Below are 22,496 nucleotides of genomic sequence, written 5' to 3'. Positions count from 1 at the left end.
AAAAGAGACAATGATGCATTAATTCATCATTGTCTCTTTTGTTTTTTCTCGGACATAAATCATTCCAGCAAATGTTAGTAAAAATGCAGTTCCAATTACAAAGCTTACGCTTGGTGATGCTCCAATTGCTCCAACTGTAAAGGAGCCAGCAACAACACCTAATGAGAAGAATGCATAAAATAATCCGAATGCTTTTCCGCGTTTATCTTCAGTTGTATTTTCAACGAGTAAAGCATTAATAGATGGGAAGAGGATGGCGAATCCAATTCCGTAAATCATCATCACAACAAAGAGCATACCTTTTGTTGTAAATATGCCAAGCAATGATAAAGCAAACGCCATGACTGCAATACCGATTAGCATCAGTTTTGAACGGTCAAATCGATCATAAATACGATTTGTTGGCAATAAGAAGAAGAGGATCGCAGTAATCCCAAAGACACTTAGCATCATGCCCGTTGTGGATGCTTTCAGTGCCAATGCTTCTACTTTTACTGGCAACATATATGTGACGATTCCTTGTGAGAACATTAGTGTAAATGCACCAATATATGCTTGTAATAACGGCTCGGATTTTAATAATCCTATCATATCTTCTTTGTTCATAATTTGCGTTCGTGATGTATCTTTTCTAGTCACATTGTTTGGTAATAAGAAAAGAGAAACGATTGTACCGAGTACCATTAAGATGGAAATGGTAATAAAGACCCATTCTACACCTGCGGTTGCTTTCATAATGCCACTGAAAGCAGGGCCAACGATAGCCGCTGTTCCGACAGCAGCGCCAGATAGTGCCATTGCTTTTCCTTGTTTTGTAGATTTCGTTTGTTTAGATAGGAACGTAAATGCTGCTGGAATTAAGAAGCCATCACTAAATCCATGTAAGAAGCGAACGATAAGTAATTGTTCGCCGCTTTGGACAACGGTATACAATAATACTATAAGACTCGTAAATCCCATACTTATATAGAGTACTTTCTTTGCACCATATTTATCAACAGATGCACCTGCAATAATATTGCCGATCATATTGGCAAACGAGTACATCCCTACAACAAGGCCGATAATAAGAGGAGTTCCCCCTAGGCTTTGTGCGTAAGTACTCATAATAGGTAATTGTGAAAATGTATCTAAAAACGCTATGATAACAATAAAATAAATGAAATATTTCAAGTGATGTTCACCTCTCCTATGTTATTATGGCATAATGCGAATTTCACCTGCAATGAAATTGAATTAACAGATGTGGAAAAAAAGTACAAAGTGACAAAATAGTGAATTTTATTTGTTAAAATTTAGTGAAAATAAGATCAATGTTTTGAAATATTTGGATATCGATACTATAATAGATTAGTAAACTTCACCAGGTTAAGTATATGTACATAGAGAGGGATGTATAAAATGAAAGCATTACTTTGGCATAATCAACGTGATGTAAGAGTAGAAGAAGTTCCAGAACCAACTATACGATCAGGAGCAGTGAAAATTAAAGTAAAATGGTGTGGGATTTGTGGAACAGATTTACATGAATATTTAGCAGGACCTATTTTTATTCCAACAGAAGAACATCCACTAACACATGTGAAAGCACCTGTTATTTTAGGTCATGAATTTAGTGGAGAAGTTGTGGAAATTGGTGAAGGAGTTACAAATTATAAAGTAGGGGACCGCGTTGTTGTAGAACCAATCTATTCTTGTGGTAAATGTGAAGCTTGTAAACATGGGCATTATAATGTTTGTGAGCAACTTGTTTTCCACGGTCTGGGCGGAGACGGCGGTGGTTTTTCTGAATATACAGTAGTACCAGAGAATATGGTTCACCACATTCCAGATGAAATGACATATGAACAAGGGGCCCTTGTAGAACCGGCAGCAGTTGCCGTTCATGCAGTGCGCCAAAGTAAATTAAAAGAAGGCGAAGCGGTAGCTGTATTTGGTTGTGGCCCAATTGGACTTCTCGTTATTCAAGCAGCTAAAGCAGCAGGAGCTACACCTGTCATTGCAGTTGAACTTTCTAAAGAACGTCAAGAGTTAGCGAAATTAGCAGGTGCTGATTATGTATTAAATCCAGCAACACAAGATGTGCTAGCTGAAATCCGTAATGTAACAAATGGTCTAGGTGTAAAGGTTAGCTTTGAAGTGACAGGTGTTGAAGTTGTACTTCGCCAAGCAATTGAAAGTACAAGTTTCGAAGGACAAACTGTAATCGTCAGTGTCTGGGAAAAAGATGCGACAATTACGCCGAACAACTTAGTATTAAAAGAAAAAGAAGTTGTAGGTATTCTTGGGTATCGTCACATTTTCCCAGCGGTTATTAAATTAATTAGTTCTGGCCAAATTCAGGCAGAGAAATTAATTACAAAAAAAATTACAGTGGATCAAGTTGTAGAAGAAGGATTTGAAGCACTCGTAAACGATAAAAATCAAGTGAAAATTCTTGTTTCACCTAAATAACATATAATAATGAAAAAAGTGGTCTTTTTCTAAGGAGAAGGCCACTTTTATTATGGATAGAAAGATGATAGACTTTCCTTTGAAGAATTAGTTCGATTAAGAAAGGAGAGTCATATGCTTTCATTTGTACTAACTTTAAAACGAATGTTAAAAGCTTGTTTAAGAGCGTGGAAAGATAAAGAATTTCAAGTGTTATTTGTATTAACGATTATAACGTTAATATCAGGGACTATTTTTTATAGCACGGTAGAGGAATTACGTGTAATTGATGCATTATATTTTAGCGTTGTAACATTAACAACAGTTGGCTATGGAGAGTTCACTCCACAAACAGATTTAGGAAAGATTTTTACGATATTTTATATTTTTATTGGGATGGGCTTAGTGTTTGGATTCATTCATAAGTTGGCAGTAAATGTTCAATTGCCGAATATATTATCGAGGCGAAAGAAAGAGTAGAAGCAATCAGGGATGTACCTGGTTGCTTTATTTTTTACAATATTTTAGCCGTTTCTTTGCAGAAAATTAATATTCGTTTACTAAAATACGAATGAATCCGATTGAACGTAGAATAGTTCTAATATGAACATTTACATAATTTATTTTCTCAATAGTAATCAGTAGAAAAAAAGAATATTCTAATATCGGGTTGATAATATAACTTGAAGTATGTGCTCTACATAAAATAAATATAAACGGAGGCTTTCATATGAAAAAGAAGGTATTAGCATTAGCGGCAGCAATTACATTAGTAGCTCCATTAAAAAGTTTCTTCGCTATAGAAGAAACTTTTTTTTATTTATACAAAGGAAAATAATAGTTTTCTTCCAATATATATAGGACATATATATAGAAGGGGAGAGGAAAATGTGAAGCGTAACATATTTCAAAAAGTTCCCTTGCCATGTGCATTTCTTGCTGAAGAAGCGCTAGAGAAAAATATTCAATCCATTATTCAATTGTGTGGAGAAAAGAAAGTTCGTATTGCGAGTAAATCGTTACGATCTGTTCCGGTAATGAAGCGAATATTAGCTGCTCATAGTTGTTTTCAAGGTATTATGTGTTTTTCACCACGAGAAGTACTATTTTTAATAAAACAAGGATTTAATGATTTGTTGCTTGGCTACCCTGCATATGATGAAGAAGCACTTCGAGAAATTAGTTTACTTACAAAACAAGGATTTGTTATTACGTGTATGGTAGATTGTGAGGCACATATTGTTTATTTAGAAAGAATTGCAATGCAGGCTGGCGGCTTTTTTCGAATATGTTTTGATATTGATATGAGTAGTCGTTTTTTAGGGGTACATTTTGGGGTAAGGCGCTCTCCGTTACGAAAGAGCGCTGAAGTTGTCAAAATGGTAGAAAAGATAAAAAAATCTTCAGTTTTACAAATAGATGGTGTGATGGGATATGAAGCCCAAATTGCAGGGGTGGGAGATTGTGTCCCAAAACAAGGTTTGAAAAATCAAGTTGTTTCTTATTTAAAAAGAAAATCTACATTTGAAGTGATGGAACGTAGGCAAAGCGTTGTACAAACGCTAAAGGAACAAGGGATTACACTTCGTTTTGTAAACGGAGGAGGTACGGGAAGTGTAAAAATGACGATGCAAGATGAATCTATTACAGAGATTACAATAGGCTCTGCTTTTTATTCTCCTAAGCTCTTTGATTATTATAAAGAAATTATGTTTGAACCAGCTGTTGGCTTTGCATTGCCAATTGTTAGACAACCAAATCCTCACATATATACTTGTCTAGGCGGTGGGTATATCGCTTCAGGATCGATTGGAAAAGACAAACAGCCCGAGATTTGGGAGCCAAATGGGGCGAAGTTGTTAGCTTTGGAAGGGGCTGGAGAAGTACAAACGCCAGTTTATTACGATGGTTTAGAACATTTAGTGGTTGGAGATGTTATGTTATTTCGGCATAGTAAAGCGGGAGAATTGTGTGAGCGCTTTTCATCGTTACATCGTATTGCGGGGAATAAAGTGATAGGGGAATATACAACATATCGGGGGGATGGCCAGTGCTTTCTGTAAAAGGGGAGAAATGGAGAAATTGGACAGGAAATGTAGAAGGAAATCCACAATATATGATGTATCCGAAAAGTATAGAAGATGTAATGGAAGCAGTGAAGTTTGCAAAAGAACAGGGCAAGAGAATTCGTGTTGTTGGATCAGGACATTCTTTTACACCTCTTGTTCAAACAAGGGAAATTTTAATTTCTTTAGATGAATTACAAGGGATTGTGAAGGTTGATTCCCAATCATCTATAGTAGAAGTATGGGCTGGAACAAAGTTATATAATTTAGGAAAACGATTAGAAGACGAGGGATACGCACAGGAAAATTTAGGAGATATTGATTCGCAATCTATTGCGGGAGCAATTAGTACAGGAACGCATGGGACAGGTATTCAATTTGGTAGTTTAGCAACGCAAGTAGTAGAAATTACAGCTGTGCTGGCATCTGGAGAAATACTTGTTTGTTCTGAGAAAGAAAACCCTGGATTTTGGAAGGCATTTCAGTTATCACTCGGTATGCTTGGAATTATTGTGAAAGTAAAATTAAAAGTCATTCCAGCTTACTCACTTATCTATGAAAGTAAAAAAGAACCGTTGTCTACTGTCATAAATAAATTAGAGGAATATAAGCAAAATCGGCATTTTGAATTTTTTGTGTTTCCGTATTCAGATGATGTGCAGGTGAAAATTACAAATGAAACGACAGGGAAAGGGAGGGACTTAAAGTGGCATAAGATTAAGACAGAACTACTCGAAAATGTCGCTTTTTCATTATTATCTAAAGGATGTAAGTGGATTCCTTCGATAAGTAAAGGAGTTAGTAAGTTGTCAGCGAAAGTAGTGCCGAATGCGAAAACAATTGGCCCGAGTTATCAAATATTTGCAACCTCTCGTCATGTTCGCTTTTATGAAATGGAGTATAGTGTTCCGGCAGATTATATGAAAGATGTAGTAGGCGAAATTTGCAATCTGATTGAAACGAAGAAATTCCAAGTTCATTTTCCAGTTGAGTGTCGCTATGTAAGGGAAGATGATATATGGATAAGTCCTGCTTATAGAAGGGATTCAGCGTATATTGCTGTGCATATGTATAAAGGAATGAAATATGCTGCGTACTTTACAGCGATAGAACAGATTTTTCAAAAATACGAAGGGCGTCCACATTGGGGAAAAATGCATACAATGGGATATAAACAATTACAATGTGTGTACCCGCAGTTAAGCGCTTTCTTAGAAGTTAGAAAAGAGATAGATCCGACGGGATTGTTTTTAAATCCATATGTAGCAAAAATGTTTTCAGTGTAGTTGCTATATTTATCAAGATAAAGAAAGAAGAGCCTAGCTGTAAATTTGCAGCCAAGCTCTTTTTAATACGGATATTTCACATGCGTAGCATTGGATCTTGAAGAAAGGATATAGCTTTGAAATTGTTGTGTCCATGGTATAGTTGGCGTTTTTTGTTTTTGGGCAATCCACTCATGATAATCTTGCTGTGTTTTCCATAATATACGAATCATATACTCGTTTCCATGTTCAGTACGCTTCGTACGAGGAAATTCTAAATTAATAAACCCGTATGTACCGGAGTTTGGATAGTATTGTTGTAATCCACGAATCATTTTTTCCTCATAGCCAAGTTTAATATGAATAAGTTTTGTAACAATAAACATGATTGCACCCCTTTAGTAGTATTGGTAAAAAGTTAGAGTGAATATGTTGCTTTAGTCATAACATGTGCAATCCCTCCTGTCATTCTTACGAGGTAGGATCTATCCCGTTCGTAATGCGTGATGCATATTATAATTATACTATTCTGAAAATTAAGTGTAAATATAAGGAAGACGACAAATTTTTTATTCTGCTATTTGCGGGCAGTAAGACCTTCACCTCACGATTCAGAGAGAAGCAAGAAAGGATAGGTAGGGGGCGGGCTACCTGTAAAAGCCTGATTGGTGAGAGCTGATTAAAGTTTCACTTTATAAGATAAGAGTGTAAAGTGAATTTGTAATAGGTTGTCAAAAGACGCATTTTTATATTAGTGCTATTTATGCAAGATTTGACAATGTTTTTAATGTCGTGTAATCTTTTATTCCTAATATGTGAATCTATGTCTTTGTAAGATTTGTATAAAAATAAAATGTTAAAAGTTAAGAGTTTATTACATTTTACGGTTTGTTTTTTGTTTTTTGTCATGAAAAATAAAGTGTATTTAATGATTTTGTAAACAAACTGTAAAATAAATCATGTATAACTGTATAAGAAGGGAGTCGGATTATGAACTATTTTAAGCGAATCAGTAGTCTAGTATTAGCAGGAATTATTGGTCTTTCTAGTACAGTCGCTGTCAAAGCTGAGTCAAACGACGAGAAACTAAACAACATGCAACAGCAATTGCAGCAGAATAACAATGATATTCAGCAAAAAGAAGACGAGAAGCAAGTTGTTAATAAAGAAATACAAGGTATTGAAAATGAACTACATAATTTAAATAATACAATTACAAAGAACAAAGAGGAACAAGCTTATATTCAACGTAAAATCGATGAAACACATGAACAAATTGAACAGAAAAAGCATGAAATTATCGTTTTAGAAGATAAAGTACTTGCTCGTAAAGATATTATGAAAAAACGTATGGTTTCCGTTCAAAGTAGCTCAAATACAAGTTTAGTAGTAGAAGTTGTCGTAGAATCAAAGAATTTTGCTGATTTCATACAGCGTATGACGGCAGTATCTACAATCTTAGAGGCAGATAAAGAAATTTTACGTCTGCAAGAACAAGATCTTCGTCAAATTGAAGAAGACAAAAAAGTAATTGACGAAAAAGAAGCATCTTTAGAAGTAGATAAAAAACAATTAGCAAAAGCGCAAGCAACTTTACAAGAAAACTTGAACAAGCGTCAAGAAAACTTACAAGCTGTACAGGCGAAATATAATCAACTTGCCGGACAAATTAATTTAGCTGAACAAGAAAAAACGAAAATTGAAGCAAATATGAAAGAAGTCCAAGAAACAATTGCTCGTGAGCAAGAAGCTGCAAGATTAGCAGCAGAAGCACAAGCAAAAGCAGAAGCGGAAGCGAAAGCACAAGCAGAGGCTTTAGCGAAAGCACAAGCAGAGGCTTTAGTGAAGGCGAAAGAAGAGGAAGAAGCAAGACAAGCAGAAGCTGCTAAGAAGCCAGCACCAGAATCTAAGCCAGCACTAGAATCTAAGCCAGCACCAGAATCTAAGCCAGCTGAAAGTGCGAAACCAGCACCTACACCTCAGCCAGCTCCAAAGCCAGCTAAGGGTGGACGTGAAATCTACGTAGAAGCAACTGCTTATACAGCTGATCCATCTGAGAATGGAAATAAGCCGGGTGATACTGTAAAATCTGCAATGGGTCATAACTTAACTGCAAACCCAGGAATGAAAATAATTGCTGTTGATCCAGCTGTTATTCCGTTAGGTTCTCGCGTATATGTTGAAGGATATGGAGAAGCAATTGCAGGAGATACTGGCGGTGCTATTAAAGGTCACCGAATCGATGTATTAATGCCAAATAAAGCTACTTCTAGTGCTTGGGGACGAAAACAAGTTAAAGTTACAATTTTAAGCTAAAACAAAATCCAACTTTACAATATGTAAAGTTGGATTTTTTTACAAAATAAATGTTAAGTTAAGTTTACATTTTGTAAAGTTCAGCATACAATAATGGTAAGAGGTGGTAAAATTGACCATTTATAATAGGGTGAAGGAGTTAAGGGCCCGTTTTAACTTCACGCAAAGCGTATTAGCTGAAAAAGTTGGTGTAACAAGGCAAACGATCGCAGCAATTGAAAAGGGTGATTACGTTCCATCGTTGTTATTAGCACTAACGATTTGTGATGTATTTGATTTGAAGATGGAAGATGTGTTTGTTTTAAATAAGGAGGGGGAAAACGGTGAATAGAATCATTTTGTCTTACGTGGTGAATGTGTTATTTATCGGCTTGGCTAGTTGGGCGTTTATTGAACTCTATTATGCTGTTATAGAACTTGCAAATATTATTCAATCAGAAAAAGTGCCATTTGAAATATCAATGAGCATCACACCGTTGTTATTATTATTGATTGTAGCTGTTGTATCAACTATTTTTTATAAAGTTCAAAAGAAGAAATATAAGAAATTATCTTTTTGGATGTTTCCCTTGTTATTTCCACAAGATGATGAGCGGGAAGAAATTATTACAGCAAAAGCATGTCGTACGGCTTTTATGGCGCTTTGGTATGTGATACCGATTGCAGCTGCATTGCTTGTTATATATCCGATTGTAACCCCGTATATTCCTGCTTATCCACTATATATTATGTTTTTAATCTTGTTTATACAATTGACTATATTTCATATTTCACTTTATCGAAATAAAATCGCTTAAAGACGTGCCGCGTGCACGTCTTTTTTTAGCCTGCTTTTTTACAAAAAATTAACGCATGTGGAAGGGAAGATTTACAACTATCTTTTATGATAAAAGTTGGCTTATTAAATAAAGGGAGTGGGGAAATGAAAAAAGCGTTCTTATATGGTGGGATGATCGCAAGTGTATTATGGACAGGACATGATGTACATGCAGAAATATTAGAAAAGGATACACAGCAAGTTATAAATAAAATAGAAGTGTTACCAAAGGGGAGTATTTCTAATCCTGCATATCGGGGAAAAGTGGAAAAAATGGTGACGGACTTCATTAGTAAAAAACATAAGGATACAAAAATTAATCGGATTGCCGCATTTCAAATGCCTAATGGAAAGGCTGAAATTACAGCATCAACACCTGATGGGAATACACTTGTTGTTACAGAAGCAGATTTAGGACAAATTCAAATTTTATCGATTGCGGATTTAGAGAATATAAAAGTATTAGGAAATGTGAGTTTTAAAGAGGTTCATTCGGAAGCGGAAGTAACGAGTGTAACGGTTACACCGAATGGGAAATATGCCCTGGCTTCTTTTCGAACTGGAGATAATTTATATCATGCAAATAAAGGACAAGTGGCGGTAGTGGATTTAGCATCACAGCGAGTTGTAAAATCATATGAAGTAGGTGTAGGGCCAGATTCGGTGGCGTTAACAGCGGATGGAAAAACACTTATTATTTGTAATGAGGATGAAGAAAACGATCCGAATGATGAGAATGAAGTGAATATGAAAAAAACAAAGAGACCAGGAAGTATTTCAATGATTACATTTCCTGACGGTGATGTTACGCGTGGAGAACATGTCGAGCTCCCAATCCATATGAATAACGTTGGTAATGGAGCAATTTATGAGCATGATCCGCAGCCAGAGTATGTAGCGATTAGCCCAAAAGGAGATAAAGCGGCTGTTACATTGCAAGAAAATAATGCGATAGCAATTGTAGATATCGCAGGGGAAAGAATTGAAAATATATTTGGTTTGGGTACAACAACACACAAAGCGGATTTACAAAAGGATGGTACGATATCTTTTCAAGATGAGATAACTGCACGATTAGAACCAGATGGGGTGACATGGGATCCGTCTGGGCGATTTCTCGTTACTGCCAATGAAGGAGATCTTAGTAAAAATGAATTGAAGGATGGCGTAAAGTCAGGGGGAAGAAATATTACCGTATGGAGTCAGGAGGGCTCACTTGTGTACGATAGTATGAATCTAATTGATGAAAAAATAGCTGTTGCTGGTTTATACCCTGATAATAGAAGCGAAAACCGCGGAAGTGAAGTGGAAAATGTGGCAACTGGTAAGATTAAAGACAGTCCTATTTTAGCAATGGCTGCTGAAAGGGCAAATGCTGTATTATTTTTTGATATGACAATTCCGATGTTCCCAGTTTATATTGGACTTGCGCCATCAGCTGGGGCAGCGCCGGAAGGGATTCATAAAGTAAATGGCCGAGATGTATTTGTGAGCGCGGATGAAGGAGATGGAATGTTAAGTTTTTACGGTATAAGTAAATAAATTTCTTTTCCTTCTCGTCTCGCACTTGTACATATAGCCATCTTACTTTATCATCTTATATAGAAGTAAGATTCTGTAAAGGAAAGGGATTATGTATGAGTAAACGAAGAGTATATAGTATACTAGCAATTCTTTTATTTATTGTAGGTGGGGTACTAATTGGGAAACCATTTTATGATGAATATAAGGCGGGACAGAAGCAAACAGAAAATGCAAAAGTTGTTCAAAAAATGGAATACGAAAAACATGAAACAAAATTTGTAGATGCTTCGAAAATTGAACAACCAGATTTAGCGGAAGTTGCGAATGCATCGTTAGATAAAAAACAAGTCATTGGACGTATTGCTATTCCAAGTATTTCGTTAGAATTGCCAGTTTTAAGTGGTTCAACTGAGAAGAATTTACTATCAGGTGCGACAACTGTAAAAGATAAGCAAGAGATGGGAAAAGGAAATTATGCATTAGCAGGACATAACATGTCCAAAAAAGGTGTTCTATTTACTGATTTATCCTCTTTAAAGAAGAACGACAAAATTTATTTATATGATAATGAAAATGAATATGAATACGCTGTTACTAGCGTATCAGAAGTAACACCTGATAAATGGGAAGTTGTAGAAGATCATGGGAAAAACGAAGTGACACTTATTACGTGTGTATCTGTAGTAGACAATTCAAAGCGTTTTGTTGTTGCAGGAGAGTTTGTAAAAGCGAAGAAATTAAAAGGTTAAATGAAAAGCTCACTCTTTATGAGTGGGCTTTCTTCTATAAACGATTTGTGCCAAGTGAATATAAGGAATATAAGGATTATAAAGAGTCATATAAGCAAGCAATAGAAAAGGGTGAAAATGCATAAAAAGATGAGGGACACTCCCTCATCTTTTTTAATCCATCCACTTAACTAGCTTTTTAGAAAGTAATAATAAGACACATCCTAGGACAATAGCTACAGCTCCAATGACAGTAAATACTTCTGAATAGCCAAGTGAAGTGGTGAAACTAGCAAGTTGACCACCTAAAATGTTAGCAATCCCTGAACTAGCTAGCCACACGCCCATTAGTAATGAAGCGAGTTTTACTGGTGCAAGGGAACTGACCATTGATAATCCGACTGGTGATAAGAATAATTCACCTAATGTATGGAATAGATACGTAAAGACAATAAATAATAGGTTTGCTTGTTCCGGAATATGTTGTTCGTCACTACCTGTTTTCAATGTGGCAATCACAAGAATCATATAACCGATTCCAAGTAAAATCATACCAAGTCCCATTTTAGTTGGGATTTTTAAATCTCCACGTTTTGTTGTAGCAAGCTTAGCCCATAGTGCTGAAATAACAGGAGCAAGTAAAATAATAAATAGTGGATTGACTGATTGGAACCAAGATGTTGGGATTTCCCATCCGAATACAGAACGATCAACAAATTTGTTCGTATATAATGTTAACGAGCTACCAGCTTGTTCAAATCCAGCCCAGAAAAAGACAACGAAGCAAGTCAAAATAACGATAACGGCTGTATGTTGTTTTTCTTTTTTTGTAAGTGGTGTATTACCAGCTGTTTGATTTCCTGATGCTGTTTGTAAATTTCTTGTTGGCTTTTTACCAATATCGCCAAGGAAGCGATTAGATAACGTTGTGAATAAAATTTGTCCGACAATCATACCGATTGAGGCAGCTAAGAATCCGTAACGGAAACCGTAATGAACAACACCATCTACTGTTGTTTTGAATAAATTTTCTGATAAAAATCCGCAAACGAGTGGAGCTAAAAATGAACCGACGTTAATACCCATGTAGAAAATTGTAAATGCACTATCGCGTTTTGGATCATGTTCTTCATACAATTCGCCAACAAGGGTAGAAATATTTGGTTTAAAGAAACCATTACCAATAATAATAAGCCCAAGACCAAGGTATAGGCCAATTTGATTTTGCAGGGCAAAGAGTATAAGGTTACCAATTGCCATTGTTACGCCGCCCATCGTGATAGCTAAGCGTCTTCCGAGAAAGCGATCAGTTAAGTATCCACCAATCATAGGAGTAAAATAACACGCTCCAGTATAAAATCCGTAGATAGAAAGTGCCCATCCAGGACTAAAGCCAAGACCACCGCTTACTAAAGCTGTTGTTAAATATAATGTTAGTAATCCTCTTAATCCATAGTAACTAAATCGTTCCCACATTTCTGTGAAGAAGAGTAAGTATAAACCGGGAGGATGTTTCTTGTTTCTTTGTTGTTTTTTTTCAAGGTGTATCGCTGATTCCATTTCAGTTTCCTCCTGACACAAACAAAAACCAAGTAAATAGTTTTATTTGTTTAATAGTTTACTTTATTAACTATTAAAAGTCAATAAAGGTTAATTTTTCAGAAGAAATTGGAAAACATGGCGGATATAGAATGGGGATTTCTTTTATGATAGACTATGGATTATGTTTGTTTTTGCATATAAGTACAAGAAATAAAATCTTTTTTAGATGGAAGAGATCATCCGCATATAGAAGCGGTCAGAGCCATTTTCAGCCCCATGCCACATGAAAACAAAAGGAAGTCTATTTTTGTTTTCATAGCCGCAACTGATATATCTTCCTTTTTAGGTGGGAGAGAGCATGGGTTCTTAGATCCTTTTCCGTCCTTATGGCTCAGTGAAGATAAAGAGAGAAGATGAGTATGAAGCACCTTTTGTTAGGTGTAGCGGCTATATGTTGAAAAGTTAAAGTGAATTTATATGGGATGGGAAGGATTCCATCTTATTTGAAAACAAAAAAGGAGACAGAAATGAAATCATTGCAGAAAAAAGAAATTTTACTTATGAGCTTAATGTTATTTTCCATGTTTTTTGGAGCTGGAAATCTTATTTTTCCACCTTTCCTTGGATATGAAGCAGGGGACCATGTGTGGATTGCTTTGTTTGGATTTATTATATCAGCAACTGGGCTGCCGATATTAGGTGTGATGGCAATTGCTAAAGCCGGAAGTTTTCAAGGATTAGCTAATCGTGTCCATCCTTCTTTTGCAATTATTTTTCCTTGTTTAATTTATTTGTTTATCGGTCCAGGGCTTGGCATACCACGTGCAGGAAGCTTAGCTTTTGAAATGGGACCAGGACAGTTTTTCACAGAGGCTAGTAGTGCATTCTTGTTTGTCTATACAATCATCTTTTTTAGTATTGTATATTGGTTAAGTTTATCGCCATCGAAATTGATGGGGCTGTTTGGAAAGTTGCTAACACCGCTATTATTATGTATGATTGCTCTTATTTTTATAAAAAGTATGTTTACCCCAGTAGGAGATGTTCAAGTACCTGTAGGAAACTATGGAGAAAATCCAGTATTTCAAGGGTTTTTAGATGGATATTTAACGATGGATGCTTTAGCGGCATTAATTTTTGGAATTGTTGTGGCTAATACTTTACGTGCTAAAGGAGTACAAGATGAAAAAGGACTAGCGAAGTATATGAGCATGGCAGGTGTCGGTGCTGGTCTTTTATTATCTCTTATTTACGTTATTCTCGGATATGTTGGATCTGTAAGTGGATCGCTTGGAAAGTTTGATAATGGTGCGCAAGTATTAGCTCATATTATGACTGTATTATTCGGACAAAGCGGAGTGGTATTATTAGGAATTATTTTTACAGTTGCTTGTTTGTGTGTATCGATTGGCCTTGTTACATCGTGTAGTCAATTTTTCGCAGATGTATTTCCAAAAGTATCTTATAAAGTATGGGCGTTTGCTTTAAGCACTGTTAGTATGATTCTTGCTAATTTAGGACTGACACAAATTTTAAAAGTATCGGTTCCGATTCTTGGATTTATTTATCCGATTGCGTTAACCCTTATTATTTTAGGACTATTTCATAAGTATATCCATAAGTATACGTTTATATATCCAGTATCGATTGGATTTGTAGCAGTATTTAGCGGGATAGATATTTTAAATCGTAACGTGTTACATTCAAAATGGACACCTATATTAGAAAACATTCCTTTATATACAGAAGGAGTAGGCTGGATTGTTCCAGCGCTTATAGGTGGCTGTTTAGGCGTGATTGTAAGTGCTTGTATGAAAAAGAAGGATTAGACAAAAAGGTGTTTTCTATATTAGAAAACACCTTTTTGGTTTAATTTAATTCGCCTATAAACTGTATTTCTTTTTCGTTGTAATTCGAATCAGGAAAAATTTTCTTAAAAAATGAATAAGGTAATAGTATGATGTAGGTAACTGGAAATTGAACCAATTATAGGTTCATCACTGTAACATAGGGGGATTTTTTGCAAATGAATCAAATTTCATACACGGAACAGAGAGGGGAGTGTACTCATCCCCATATTTTGTGGTGAGGAATCCAATTATAGGTGCATTACTAGTTTATTAGCATCATTAGAGGGGGGAGAACATGAAACAAGATTTAAACAAAAAAATAGAGGCCCTAGAAACAGCAATTGAAACAATACAGGAGACGCTCTATGAATTAAAGTCACAGCAAAAAGCGATGGAAGAAGAAAAAGTTCAGCAAGTAAGAGAGCCTATCGAAAAGAAACCAGAAGTCGCTATCTCTAAATTGGATGTACCAAAAGAGGAAATTGTTGTTAGCGAAGAAAAGGTGAAGGAGCCAGAGGTAAAGCAGGTAGATATATCGGCGTTCAAGCCTGAACCATTTGATATTATAAAATTTTGTCAGACATGGTTACCACGCATTTTCGTTGCGATTATGCTCCTTGGAGTCATTTGGTTATTTAAAGCGGGGGTAGATGCAGGGTTACTTACCCCGGTTATTCGGATTGTATTTGGCGTTATATTATCAGTTGGTTTGTACTATATAGGTGATATGCAAATAAAACAGGAGCGGCAAGCGCTAGGACTCGTGTTAGCTGGAGGAAGCATTACGAGTATTGTTTTAACAACATTTGCTGCGCATTATTTATATCATTTCTTTCCAGCGAGTATTGCATTTATCTTAAATATTATTTGGATTATACTGGGCATTTACCTTGCTAAGCGATATCAATCTGAGTATCTCGCTATATTTGTATCTGTAGGGGCCTTTTTTGTACCGTTTTTATTAAATAGTACGACACCTAATTCTTACGTTTTCTTTGGATATGAAACACTGTTAACGATTAGTTTATTATGGTATGCGTATAAAAATCGCTATCAGTATTTATATATGGTGTCTTATATTGTTTCTGTACTCGTAACGTTTGTCTTTTTTGTGATTATGACAGTATTACTAGGGCATTTACAGATGCAATTAACAATTGTTTATGGATTAATTCATATTACATTGTTTTGGCATATGTGTATGGATAGAAACTTTATTTACCAGCCGCGCATGGCGATATTTAGTGCGAATGCCATCTTTTTTATTATGGCAATTGTAAAAATCCCAGATTTTACAACAGGAGGTTTATTGATTAGTACAATTGTACACACTGTAATGTTTGTAATTGAATATAAGAAAAATAAAAAATCGTTATTTACTGATCTTTTATTTGGATTTGCGATGGGCTCGTTTAGTTTAGCAATTTTATATGAGTTCAGTCTAGTAAACGGAGCCATTGTATTAATGCTACAAGGATTTTTAGGCATTGCTACTTCTGCGAAATTAAAACAAGAAATTAAGTTTTATATTAGTTCGGTTATTTATGTAATCGGTATGCTACAAACGCTTGTTAGCCCATTTGAGGCATTTATGTCAGCTGCTTTTGTAGCACATTTCATTTTAATTGGAACATTTTATTATGGAATGATGAAAGTGAAATCAATGTTGCAGCATTTTGGGAAATATGTGTATTCGATTGCACTCTATGTCTTTATGGTACTTGTGTTTATTACGATTACTAGAGTAGGAGAAGTTCTTTCAACAAATGGAAGTGTTATTAGTGTATCTGTTTCTCTTTTATGGATGATATATGCTTTAGTATCAGTTTGGTTTGGACGTAATAGAAGAATGAACGAAATATTATACGCTGGGCTAGTTGTATTAGTTGTGACAGTTTGTAAGTTGTTTTTCTTAGACTTACCAGAAGTATCGATGATGATCAGGGCAGTATTATTCTTACTTGTCGGTGGACTTGGAATTGTTATTTCTAGAATGTTTTTCTCGAAAGAAAAAGATGAGTAGTAAAAAAAGCAATCCGTGTAGGATTGCTTTTTTGCTTATTGATTATTAATAGTGACAGCTTCACTATATTTTGTCGTTGTATTTTGACGAAGGCGCAAAGTTGCTTGTCCAGTTGTATTTGGTGCAAGTTGTACATTTACTACTTTTTCAGAAAAACCTAAGCTATTCGTTGTGAAAGAGAATGCATTACTATAGCCAAATGTAGAAGGCCAAGTGCCATTTTCATTTTGTACTTTTGCAACTTGTGTTCCTCCAGTTGTGAAAATACCTAGAGAATAATTATTATATGTCGTATTAGGCAATAAATTGTTTACTTGCAGTTTCATTTGAAATACTTCGTTGTTTGGTAGAATACTAGGGCGAATGATCGTGTAATCACGAGCTAGTATAGTTCCATTGTATCCGTAAGAACCAGGTTTAAATGTATTTGTATTGAACCATTGATATCCTTGATTTGGAGCGCTCCAAGGTTCTGGTTGTGGTTCAGTTGATAAACTAGGTTGTTCAAATGTTTGTAAAGGGGTTGGATTATCAAGCTGTAAGCCACTTACTTGATTTAAGCTTGTGTAGTTTTCTTGTTTGGACAACCAATTTACAATGTTTTCTAATAAATTAGCATCATTTTCTTCTTTATATCCATCATATGTTTTTTTTGCTTGTCCTGTATCTTCCCGAACGTATTTTGGAGATGCATCTTCAACAGGAGAAGAATCGCCGATAAAGGCTGCTTTTCCAAGGCCAACTTTAGCAATAGCAGCATAAGGACCTTCTGCAATACCACCGCCATTATAAACACCGCTATCAACAGCATTATTCCATTTTGGTGGATTTTCTGGAAGGTATACGATTCCTTTTGCTAATTTAGGGTTCGTAATAGCCAGAGTAGAACCGGCATGCATAGCTACTGATGAAACACCTTTCGTAATATCGAAGGATTGTTCAGGTGATACAATATTTTTGGCAGATACATCCCCAAGTGCATTATATCGAAAACGAATACCAAAGTTTTGTGACAACCAATCAGAGCTTTCTACTCCTTGCATGGCTGGCGAGTTTACTTCTTCATAGGGCATTCCTTTTGCAGGGTTGTCCCATGCGCCACGTCTGTAGCCGTTAAATACCTCTGAAGAATCCCAGCGGTTTTTATTTCGGTCGGCATTATAGTGATCTGCAATAAAGAAAATACTACCACCATTTTTTACGTATTGTAGCATAGCGTCTTGTTCAGATTTTTTATAAGGAATATTTGCTTCAGGAACGATAAACACTTGATAATCTTTTAAATCTTCATATGTAATCGGTGTAGATTTGCGAAGCTCTTTTACAAAATATCCATTTTGGGCAATACCATTTCCAAAATCGGAAAAACCCCCATCAATGACCCAATCAGCTGTGCCAGCTGTTTGCCCATGTGTATTATCAAATAATACTTTTTTTCCGCTGTTTTGATTTACAACTTTCGCAGCAATTTCAGGTGCTGGATCTGTAGAACCCTCAGCAGAAGCAGATGGTATGTACGCGCCTCCGATACTGAGTGTAATTGCTGCTGCTAAAGAAAGTTTAAGCCATTTGTTGTTCTTCATAGAAGAATCCCCCTAATAATAAATATATATATGCCTTAATAATGTAATTGATTTTTCTGTAAAAATAAAGATGTAAAATGTAAAATATACGAAAAATTTGTAAAAATAACGTGGATTTTGTTGATAAATATTTGTATAAAAAGTAGGAAAACCCCTTCCTCGTTATAAGGAAGGGGTAATATATTTAACTAATTTTAGAATTTCGTGCAGCATCTACCTTATGAAATCCTTTTGCATAATACACAACCACTAATGCGATCAACCAAATTGGTCCAACAATTAATGCAATGCGTGTATCCTCTGAATAAGCCATAATTCCTAATACTAATGTAAGGAAACCAAGTGAAAAATAAGAGCTTAATGGATGTAAAGGCATTTTATACGTTAAATTTTGCTTCGTTTGTGCTGGTAGTCCTTTGCGGAAGCGGATTTGAGAAACTAAGATGATGCCCCATGTCCAAATTGCTCCGAAAGTTGAAATACTAGTAAGCCATGTAAATACTTTTGCAGGAACGAGATAGTTTAAGATAACGCCAACAAGTAAGACGAAAGAAGTTGCTAAAATCCCTTTACTTGGAATCCCATTTTTATTTAAATGGCCGAACTGTTCAGGTGCCTTTTTTTGTTCTGCTAATGTAAATAACATACGTCCTGTACTAAATAAGCCACCGTTACAAGAAGAAAGAGCTGCTGTTAAGACAACAAAGTTAATAATTCCAGCTGCTTTCGCTATCCCAATCTGTTGGAACGTTAATACAAATGGACTTCCTTTATCACCAAGTTCGTTCCATGGATAAATTGCCATCATCACAAATAATGCCCCAACGTAGAATAGTAAAATACGCCAAAATACGTTATCGATTGCTTTTGCTAATGTTTTCTTTGGATTTTGTGCTTCGCCAGCTGTGACGCCGATGAGTTCAACTCCTAAATAAGCGAATAAAACCATTTGTAAAGAAAGAAGTAATCCAGAAAACCCATTTGGAAACCATCCGCCATGTGACCATAAATTTGAAATTCCAGTAGCGATCCCATCGTTTCCAAATCCAAATAAAATAATGCCTGTCCCAATTATTATCATACTGATTATTGTGACAATTTTAATTAAAGCAAACCAAAATTCCAGTTCTCCAAATACTTTTACAGATAAAAAGTTAAATGCGCTCATTAATACGAGAGCCATTAATGCCCAAATCCAGCGAGGGATATCTGGAAACCAATATTCCATATAAATTCCAGCGGCAGTGATTTCGGCCATACAAGTAACAACCCATAAAAACCAGTAGTTCCAACCAGTAATATAACCTGCTAGTGGTCCTAAATAATCATGTGCATATTTACTAAAAGATCCAGCAACAGGCTGTTCAATTGCCATTTCTCCAAGAGCACGCATAATGAAGAAGATAACGAGTCCAGCAATCATATAGGCTAATAGAATAGAAGGTCCAGCTAATTTTATAGCGGAAGCGGATCCTAAAAATAATCCAACTCCAATAGCTGATCCGAGTGACATTAATGTAATATGTCTTTGTTTTAAACCGCGGTTTAAAGTTCCTGATTTGTTTGTATTCTGCATAAGAAGCCTCCTTGTAGAATGAAAAGTTCGAATACGCTTTCGTAAAGTTCGACTGTTTTAAATTATAAAACATTTCTCCCTGTTATGCTACAAAAACAATTTGGAATTATCTGTACTATATCTATGTCGTGGTGAAAGGATATCTTTGGACCGATTGGTGAGGGCTGATTAAAATTTCACTTTATTTCGTAGTAGGTGAAGAAGCATTTGTAGTCACGGTTACGAAGAATAGTAGGTGGCTTGTATTCAGCTAAAGAGGGATACAAAAGATTTGAGCGCTCCTATCTATGAGCGGGCGCTGTCTCTTATCTAAAAAAGGTTTTGTCCGCTTCTATGCATGGTCGTATGCTCTCTTCCACCTAAAAAGAAAGTTTTTTCTATTTTGCAATTTGTCAGACCTAAACTTAAAATTCTAAATATTACCTAATACATTGACGCTTCTTTTTAAGGATTGGTAAGATTAAGTATTACATTTTTTCGCATAATAATGAAAAAGAATGTGTGATAATAATTCATTGTATAGGAAGGGTACCTCAGTATGTTTCAATTACAAAAGTATAACACTTCTGTGAAGCGAGAGGTTTTAGCTGGCATCACAACATTTTTTACATTCGCGTACATTCTTGTCATCAATCCGAAAATATTATCTGATGCAGGTGTACCATTTGATCAAGCATTTACGGCAACAATTATTGCGACAGTTGTCGGGACGTTATGTATGGCATTTTTCGCAAATTACCCAATTGTGATTGCGCCGGCAATGGGAATGAATGCCTATTTTGCTTATTCTGTTGTGCAAAAGGCAGAAGGGATTACATATGTTATTGCGTTTTCAGCAGTATTTGTAACAGGGATTATTTTTCTGTTACTATCTTTCACATCATTTCGTCAAAAGCTGATTGTAGCGATTCCTGATAGTTTAAAACAGGCGATTGCAGGTGGGATTGGGTTATTCATTGCTTTTATTGGGCTTCGATTATCGGGTATTATTGTGGATCATCCATCTAATTTAGTAACAATCGGTAACTTTCATTCACCAGCTGTTATGTTGACTTTATTTGGTTTAGTATTGGCAGCAATATTAATGGTTTTACACGTAAGTGGATCGCTATTTATTAGTATGATTGTGACAGGTATTGTTGCTTATTTTACAGGACAACTGCAGTTTGAGAATAAAATTGTGGCGATTCCGCATTTACCAGAAGGAATTATCGTTTCTAATCCAATCCATGCATTTTCTGATGTAATAGAATACGGATTATACGGTGTTGTTTTTTCTTTCTTACTCGTTCTTTTATTCGATACAACAGGTGCGTTGCTCGGTTTAATTAAACAAGCTGGTTTAAATACGGATAACGCAGAAAAACGCTTCGGGAAAGCTTTCATTGCTGATGCAATAGGCGGTACAACGGGAGCAGTGTTTGGGACGAGCCCAACAGCAGCGACAATTGAATCATCAGCAGGAATTGCAGCAGGTGGTAAAACAGGATTAACGGGTATTGTCGTAGTCTGTTTAACAATTGTGACTGCGTTTTTTAGTCCTGTAATTTCTTCCTTATCAAGTGTGGCAGCGATTACAGCTCCATCATTAATTATAGTAGGAAGTTTAATGGAACAAAGTATTCGTGATATTAACTGGAGTGAATTTGAAGATGCACTGCCCGCATTTCTAATTTTTGTAGGGATTCCATTAACATCTAGTATTGCAAACGGAATTGCAATTGGATTTTTAATTTATCCGATTTTAAAGATTGTGAAAAGGAAAGGGAAGGAAGTTCATCCGCTTCTGTATTTCTTTGCAATTTTATTTGGATGTCATTTGTTTTTATAACATAGTAAAGGTACTTCTTTATAGGAAGTACCTTTTACTATGTATTTTATAATGTTTTATACATTAACTTATGAAGTCCAATCGGATGTATATCAAATATTTCACCATGCTCAAGGAATCCTAATCGCTTGTAGTAATCTGCAACGGTGATCCGAGCATTACACCATAATATCTCTACCTGGCGCTCTTGTAAGATTGCTGTAGCTTGCTGGATTAATGAGCTACCGGCATGTTGTTTCCGAAAGGTAGGGACTGTAGCCATACCTCGTAAACGATAGTGATTCCTACCTTGTAAGGAAGGCTCTACTTCAGATGAGAAGGAAGCGATGCTAATGAGTTCTTCGTTTAGAAATGCACCTAGATGGAAGGAATTTATTTCATAATCAGATATGTATTTGCAATCCCCTAATTGCTGATTTGGTCGTAAAATGTTTTGCCGTAGTGCGTATGTTTCAGAGGGATCAATCTGCGTAATTATAATCATACACAATCATCCTTTCTTATGATGATTTTTCTATAAGTTGCAGAAAGAAATAGGCAGGTGCCACACAAAGACCTAGTATGCTACACGTTCCTAGAATAAGAGAAAGAAATAGGCAAAAATACTTTGTTCCATTTGATTTTTTCCATCCGTAGCTACAAATTTCAATGCTAATACCGATGAGAATAATGGCAACGAGGACTTCTGCTAATAATAAAAGCGCTAAAGTTGAAATAGACATATTGTGATTCATCCCCATACTATATGATAGTAATATTTTACCATGTTAAAGTGGGAATTTTAAGAAAAATATTTCGTTGTATTGAAAAAGGCCCCTTTCATTATAAAATGTACCCTATAGAGTAGACACTAAAAAAGTCTCCCTATAGGTTTTTTTGTATATAATTAAGAAAAACATAAAGACTGGAGAAAATTATGAGTAAAAGGGTTTTTACAGAGAA

19 protein-coding genes are annotated in these 22,496 nt (G+C 35.7%); 12 read left to right on the top strand and 7 right to left on the bottom strand.

Annotated features, from left to right (window positions below; genetic code table 11):
- Positions 1-18 precede the first annotated feature (18 nt).
- Positions 19-1,173: an MFS transporter gene (locus ACX5JI_RS18225; RefSeq protein ID WP_459502451.1), complete on the bottom strand. Its 1,155-nt coding sequence runs from the start codon at positions 1,171-1,173 to the stop codon at positions 19-21.
- Positions 1,174-1,401: 228 nt separating this feature from the next.
- On the opposite strand from ACX5JI_RS18225, the gene bdhA reads away from it, so the two are divergent.
- The 4 genes from bdhA to ACX5JI_RS18205 all read left to right on the top strand — a co-directional run bounded on the left by bdhA (position 1,402) and on the right by ACX5JI_RS18205 (position 5,785).
- Positions 1,402-2,454 carry a (R,R)-butanediol dehydrogenase gene (bdhA, locus tag ACX5JI_RS18220; RefSeq protein ID WP_459502450.1) on the top strand — a complete coding sequence of 351 codons (1,053 nt, stop codon included), beginning with the start codon at positions 1,402-1,404 and terminating at the stop codon, positions 2,452-2,454.
- 114 nt (positions 2,455-2,568) lie between these two features.
- The gene (locus ACX5JI_RS18215) at positions 2,569-2,913 is read left to right on the top strand and encodes a potassium channel family protein (RefSeq protein WP_459502449.1); all 345 of its coding nucleotides are present in this window, start codon (positions 2,569-2,571) and stop codon (positions 2,911-2,913) included.
- Positions 2,914-3,323: 410 nt separating this feature from the next.
- Positions 3,324-4,496 (top strand): amino acid deaminase/aldolase, encoded by a 1,173-nt coding sequence (locus ACX5JI_RS18210; protein ID WP_459502448.1) that lies wholly within the window; start codon positions 3,324-3,326, stop codon positions 4,494-4,496.
- Positions 4,484-5,785 carry a D-arabinono-1,4-lactone oxidase gene (locus ACX5JI_RS18205; protein WP_459502447.1) on the top strand — a complete coding sequence of 434 codons (1,302 nt, stop codon included), beginning with the start codon at positions 4,484-4,486 and terminating at the stop codon, positions 5,783-5,785. Before ACX5JI_RS18210 ends, ACX5JI_RS18205 begins: the two co-directional genes overlap by 13 nt.
- 62 nt (positions 5,786-5,847) lie before the next feature.
- Here ACX5JI_RS18205 and ACX5JI_RS18200 read toward each other — a convergent pair whose 3' ends face one another.
- Positions 5,848-6,150 carry an antibiotic biosynthesis monooxygenase family protein gene (locus ACX5JI_RS18200; RefSeq protein WP_459502446.1) on the bottom strand — a complete coding sequence of 101 codons (303 nt, stop codon included), beginning with the start codon at positions 6,148-6,150 and terminating at the stop codon, positions 5,848-5,850.
- Between the two features lie 604 nt (positions 6,151-6,754).
- Between ACX5JI_RS18200 and ACX5JI_RS18195 the strand changes: the two genes are divergently transcribed.
- The 5 genes from ACX5JI_RS18195 (at position 6,755) to ACX5JI_RS18175 (ending at position 11,170) form a co-directional block, all read left to right on the top strand.
- The gene (locus ACX5JI_RS18195; protein WP_459502445.1) at positions 6,755-8,080 is read left to right on the top strand and encodes a 3D domain-containing protein; all 1,326 of its coding nucleotides are present in this window, start codon (positions 6,755-6,757) and stop codon (positions 8,078-8,080) included.
- Between the two features lie 103 nt (positions 8,081-8,183).
- Positions 8,184-8,411, top strand: a complete 228-nt coding sequence (locus ACX5JI_RS18190; protein ID WP_459502444.1) for a helix-turn-helix transcriptional regulator — start codon at positions 8,184-8,186, stop codon at positions 8,409-8,411.
- Positions 8,404-8,877: a DUF2178 domain-containing protein gene (locus ACX5JI_RS18185; RefSeq protein WP_459502443.1), complete on the top strand. Its 474-nt coding sequence runs from the start codon at positions 8,404-8,406 to the stop codon at positions 8,875-8,877. Before ACX5JI_RS18190 ends, ACX5JI_RS18185 begins: the two co-directional genes overlap by 8 nt.
- Before the next feature lie 125 nt (positions 8,878-9,002).
- Positions 9,003-10,439: a choice-of-anchor I domain-containing protein gene (locus ACX5JI_RS18180; protein ID WP_459502442.1), complete on the top strand. Its 1,437-nt coding sequence runs from the start codon at positions 9,003-9,005 to the stop codon at positions 10,437-10,439.
- Between the two features lie 95 nt (positions 10,440-10,534).
- Positions 10,535-11,170, top strand: coding sequence for a class A sortase (locus tag ACX5JI_RS18175; protein ID WP_459502441.1), 636 nt, complete (start codon positions 10,535-10,537; stop codon positions 11,168-11,170).
- A 153-nt stretch (positions 11,171-11,323) separates the two neighbouring features.
- On the opposite strand, the gene ACX5JI_RS18170 is transcribed toward ACX5JI_RS18175, so the two are convergent.
- Positions 11,324-12,709: a peptide MFS transporter gene (locus ACX5JI_RS18170; protein WP_459502440.1), complete on the bottom strand. Its 1,386-nt coding sequence runs from the start codon at positions 12,707-12,709 to the stop codon at positions 11,324-11,326.
- 509 nt (positions 12,710-13,218) lie between these two features.
- On the opposite strand from ACX5JI_RS18170, the gene brnQ1 reads away from it, so the two are divergent.
- Both brnQ1 and ACX5JI_RS18160 read left to right on the top strand, forming a co-directional pair.
- Positions 13,219-14,520 carry a branched-chain amino acid transport system II carrier protein BrnQ1 gene (brnQ1, locus tag ACX5JI_RS18165; RefSeq protein WP_459502439.1) on the top strand — a complete coding sequence of 434 codons (1,302 nt, stop codon included), beginning with the start codon at positions 13,219-13,221 and terminating at the stop codon, positions 14,518-14,520.
- 316 nt (positions 14,521-14,836) lie between these two features.
- On the top strand, positions 14,837-16,564 hold the full coding sequence (locus ACX5JI_RS18160; protein WP_459502438.1) for a DUF2339 domain-containing protein: 1,728 nt from the start codon (positions 14,837-14,839) through the stop codon (positions 16,562-16,564).
- 35 nt (positions 16,565-16,599) lie between these two features.
- On the opposite strand, the gene ACX5JI_RS18155 is transcribed toward ACX5JI_RS18160, so the two are convergent.
- Both ACX5JI_RS18155 and ACX5JI_RS18150 read right to left on the bottom strand, forming a co-directional pair.
- A complete protein-coding gene (locus ACX5JI_RS18155) occupies positions 16,600-18,147 on the bottom strand; it encodes a DNA-binding protein (RefSeq protein WP_459502437.1) in 1,548 nt (515 codons plus the stop codon).
- 184 nt (positions 18,148-18,331) lie between these two features.
- The gene (locus ACX5JI_RS18150; RefSeq protein ID WP_459502436.1) at positions 18,332-19,723 is read right to left on the bottom strand and encodes an amino acid permease; all 1,392 of its coding nucleotides are present in this window, start codon (positions 19,721-19,723) and stop codon (positions 18,332-18,334) included.
- A gap of 538 nt (positions 19,724-20,261) precedes the next feature.
- Here ACX5JI_RS18150 and ACX5JI_RS18145 point away from each other — a divergent pair.
- On the top strand, positions 20,262-21,554 hold the full coding sequence (locus ACX5JI_RS18145) for an NCS2 family permease (protein WP_459502435.1): 1,293 nt from the start codon (positions 20,262-20,264) through the stop codon (positions 21,552-21,554).
- A 46-nt stretch (positions 21,555-21,600) separates the two neighbouring features.
- Here ACX5JI_RS18145 and ACX5JI_RS18140 read toward each other — a convergent pair whose 3' ends face one another.
- Entirely contained in the window at positions 21,601-22,038 is a 438-nt protein-coding gene (locus ACX5JI_RS18140; protein ID WP_459502434.1) for a GNAT family N-acetyltransferase, read from the bottom strand.
- Positions 22,039-22,054: 16 nt separating this feature from the next.
- Positions 22,055-22,288 carry a DUF4022 family protein gene (locus ACX5JI_RS18135; protein WP_459502433.1) on the bottom strand — a complete coding sequence of 78 codons (234 nt, stop codon included), beginning with the start codon at positions 22,286-22,288 and terminating at the stop codon, positions 22,055-22,057.
- Between the last annotated feature and the right edge of the window lie 208 nt (positions 22,289-22,496).

The organism is Bacillus sp. C1, from assembly GCF_054570475.1.
This window is presented reverse-complemented; position numbering and strand designations above follow the sequence as displayed.

Bases quoted from the DNA above. Each gene is read 5' to 3' on its own strand.
- ACX5JI_RS18175 (WP_459502441.1), top strand. From the start codon at position 10,535: ATGAGTAAACGAAGAGTATATAGTATACTAGCAATTCTTTTATTTATT.
- ACX5JI_RS18200 (WP_459502446.1), bottom strand. From the start codon at position 6,150: ATGTTTATTGTTACAAAACTTATTCATATTAAACTTGGCTATGAGGAA.
- ACX5JI_RS18195 (WP_459502445.1), top strand. From the start codon at position 6,755: ATGAACTATTTTAAGCGAATCAGTAGTCTAGTATTAGCAGGAATTATT.
- ACX5JI_RS18180 (WP_459502442.1), top strand. From the start codon at position 9,003: ATGAAAAAAGCGTTCTTATATGGTGGGATGATCGCAAGTGTATTATGG.
- ACX5JI_RS18170 (WP_459502440.1), bottom strand. From the start codon at position 12,709: ATGGAATCAGCGATACACCTTGAAAAAAAACAACAAAGAAACAAGAAA.
- ACX5JI_RS18135 (WP_459502433.1), bottom strand. From the start codon at position 22,288: ATGAATCACAATATGTCTATTTCAACTTTAGCGCTTTTATTATTAGCA.
- ACX5JI_RS18140 (WP_459502434.1), bottom strand. From the start codon at position 22,038: ATGATTATAATTACGCAGATTGATCCCTCTGAAACATACGCACTACGG.
- ACX5JI_RS18155 (WP_459502437.1), bottom strand. From the start codon at position 18,147: ATGAAGAACAACAAATGGCTTAAACTTTCTTTAGCAGCAGCAATTACA.
- ACX5JI_RS18145 (WP_459502435.1), top strand. From the start codon at position 20,262: ATGTTTCAATTACAAAAGTATAACACTTCTGTGAAGCGAGAGGTTTTA.
- ACX5JI_RS18160 (WP_459502438.1), top strand. From the start codon at position 14,837: ATGAAACAAGATTTAAACAAAAAAATAGAGGCCCTAGAAACAGCAATT.
- ACX5JI_RS18215 (WP_459502449.1), top strand. From the start codon at position 2,569: ATGCTTTCATTTGTACTAACTTTAAAACGAATGTTAAAAGCTTGTTTA.
- brnQ1 (WP_459502439.1), top strand. From the start codon at position 13,219: ATGAAATCATTGCAGAAAAAAGAAATTTTACTTATGAGCTTAATGTTA.
- ACX5JI_RS18150 (WP_459502436.1), bottom strand. From the start codon at position 19,723: ATGCAGAATACAAACAAATCAGGAACTTTAAACCGCGGTTTAAAACAA.
- bdhA (WP_459502450.1), top strand. From the start codon at position 1,402: ATGAAAGCATTACTTTGGCATAATCAACGTGATGTAAGAGTAGAAGAA.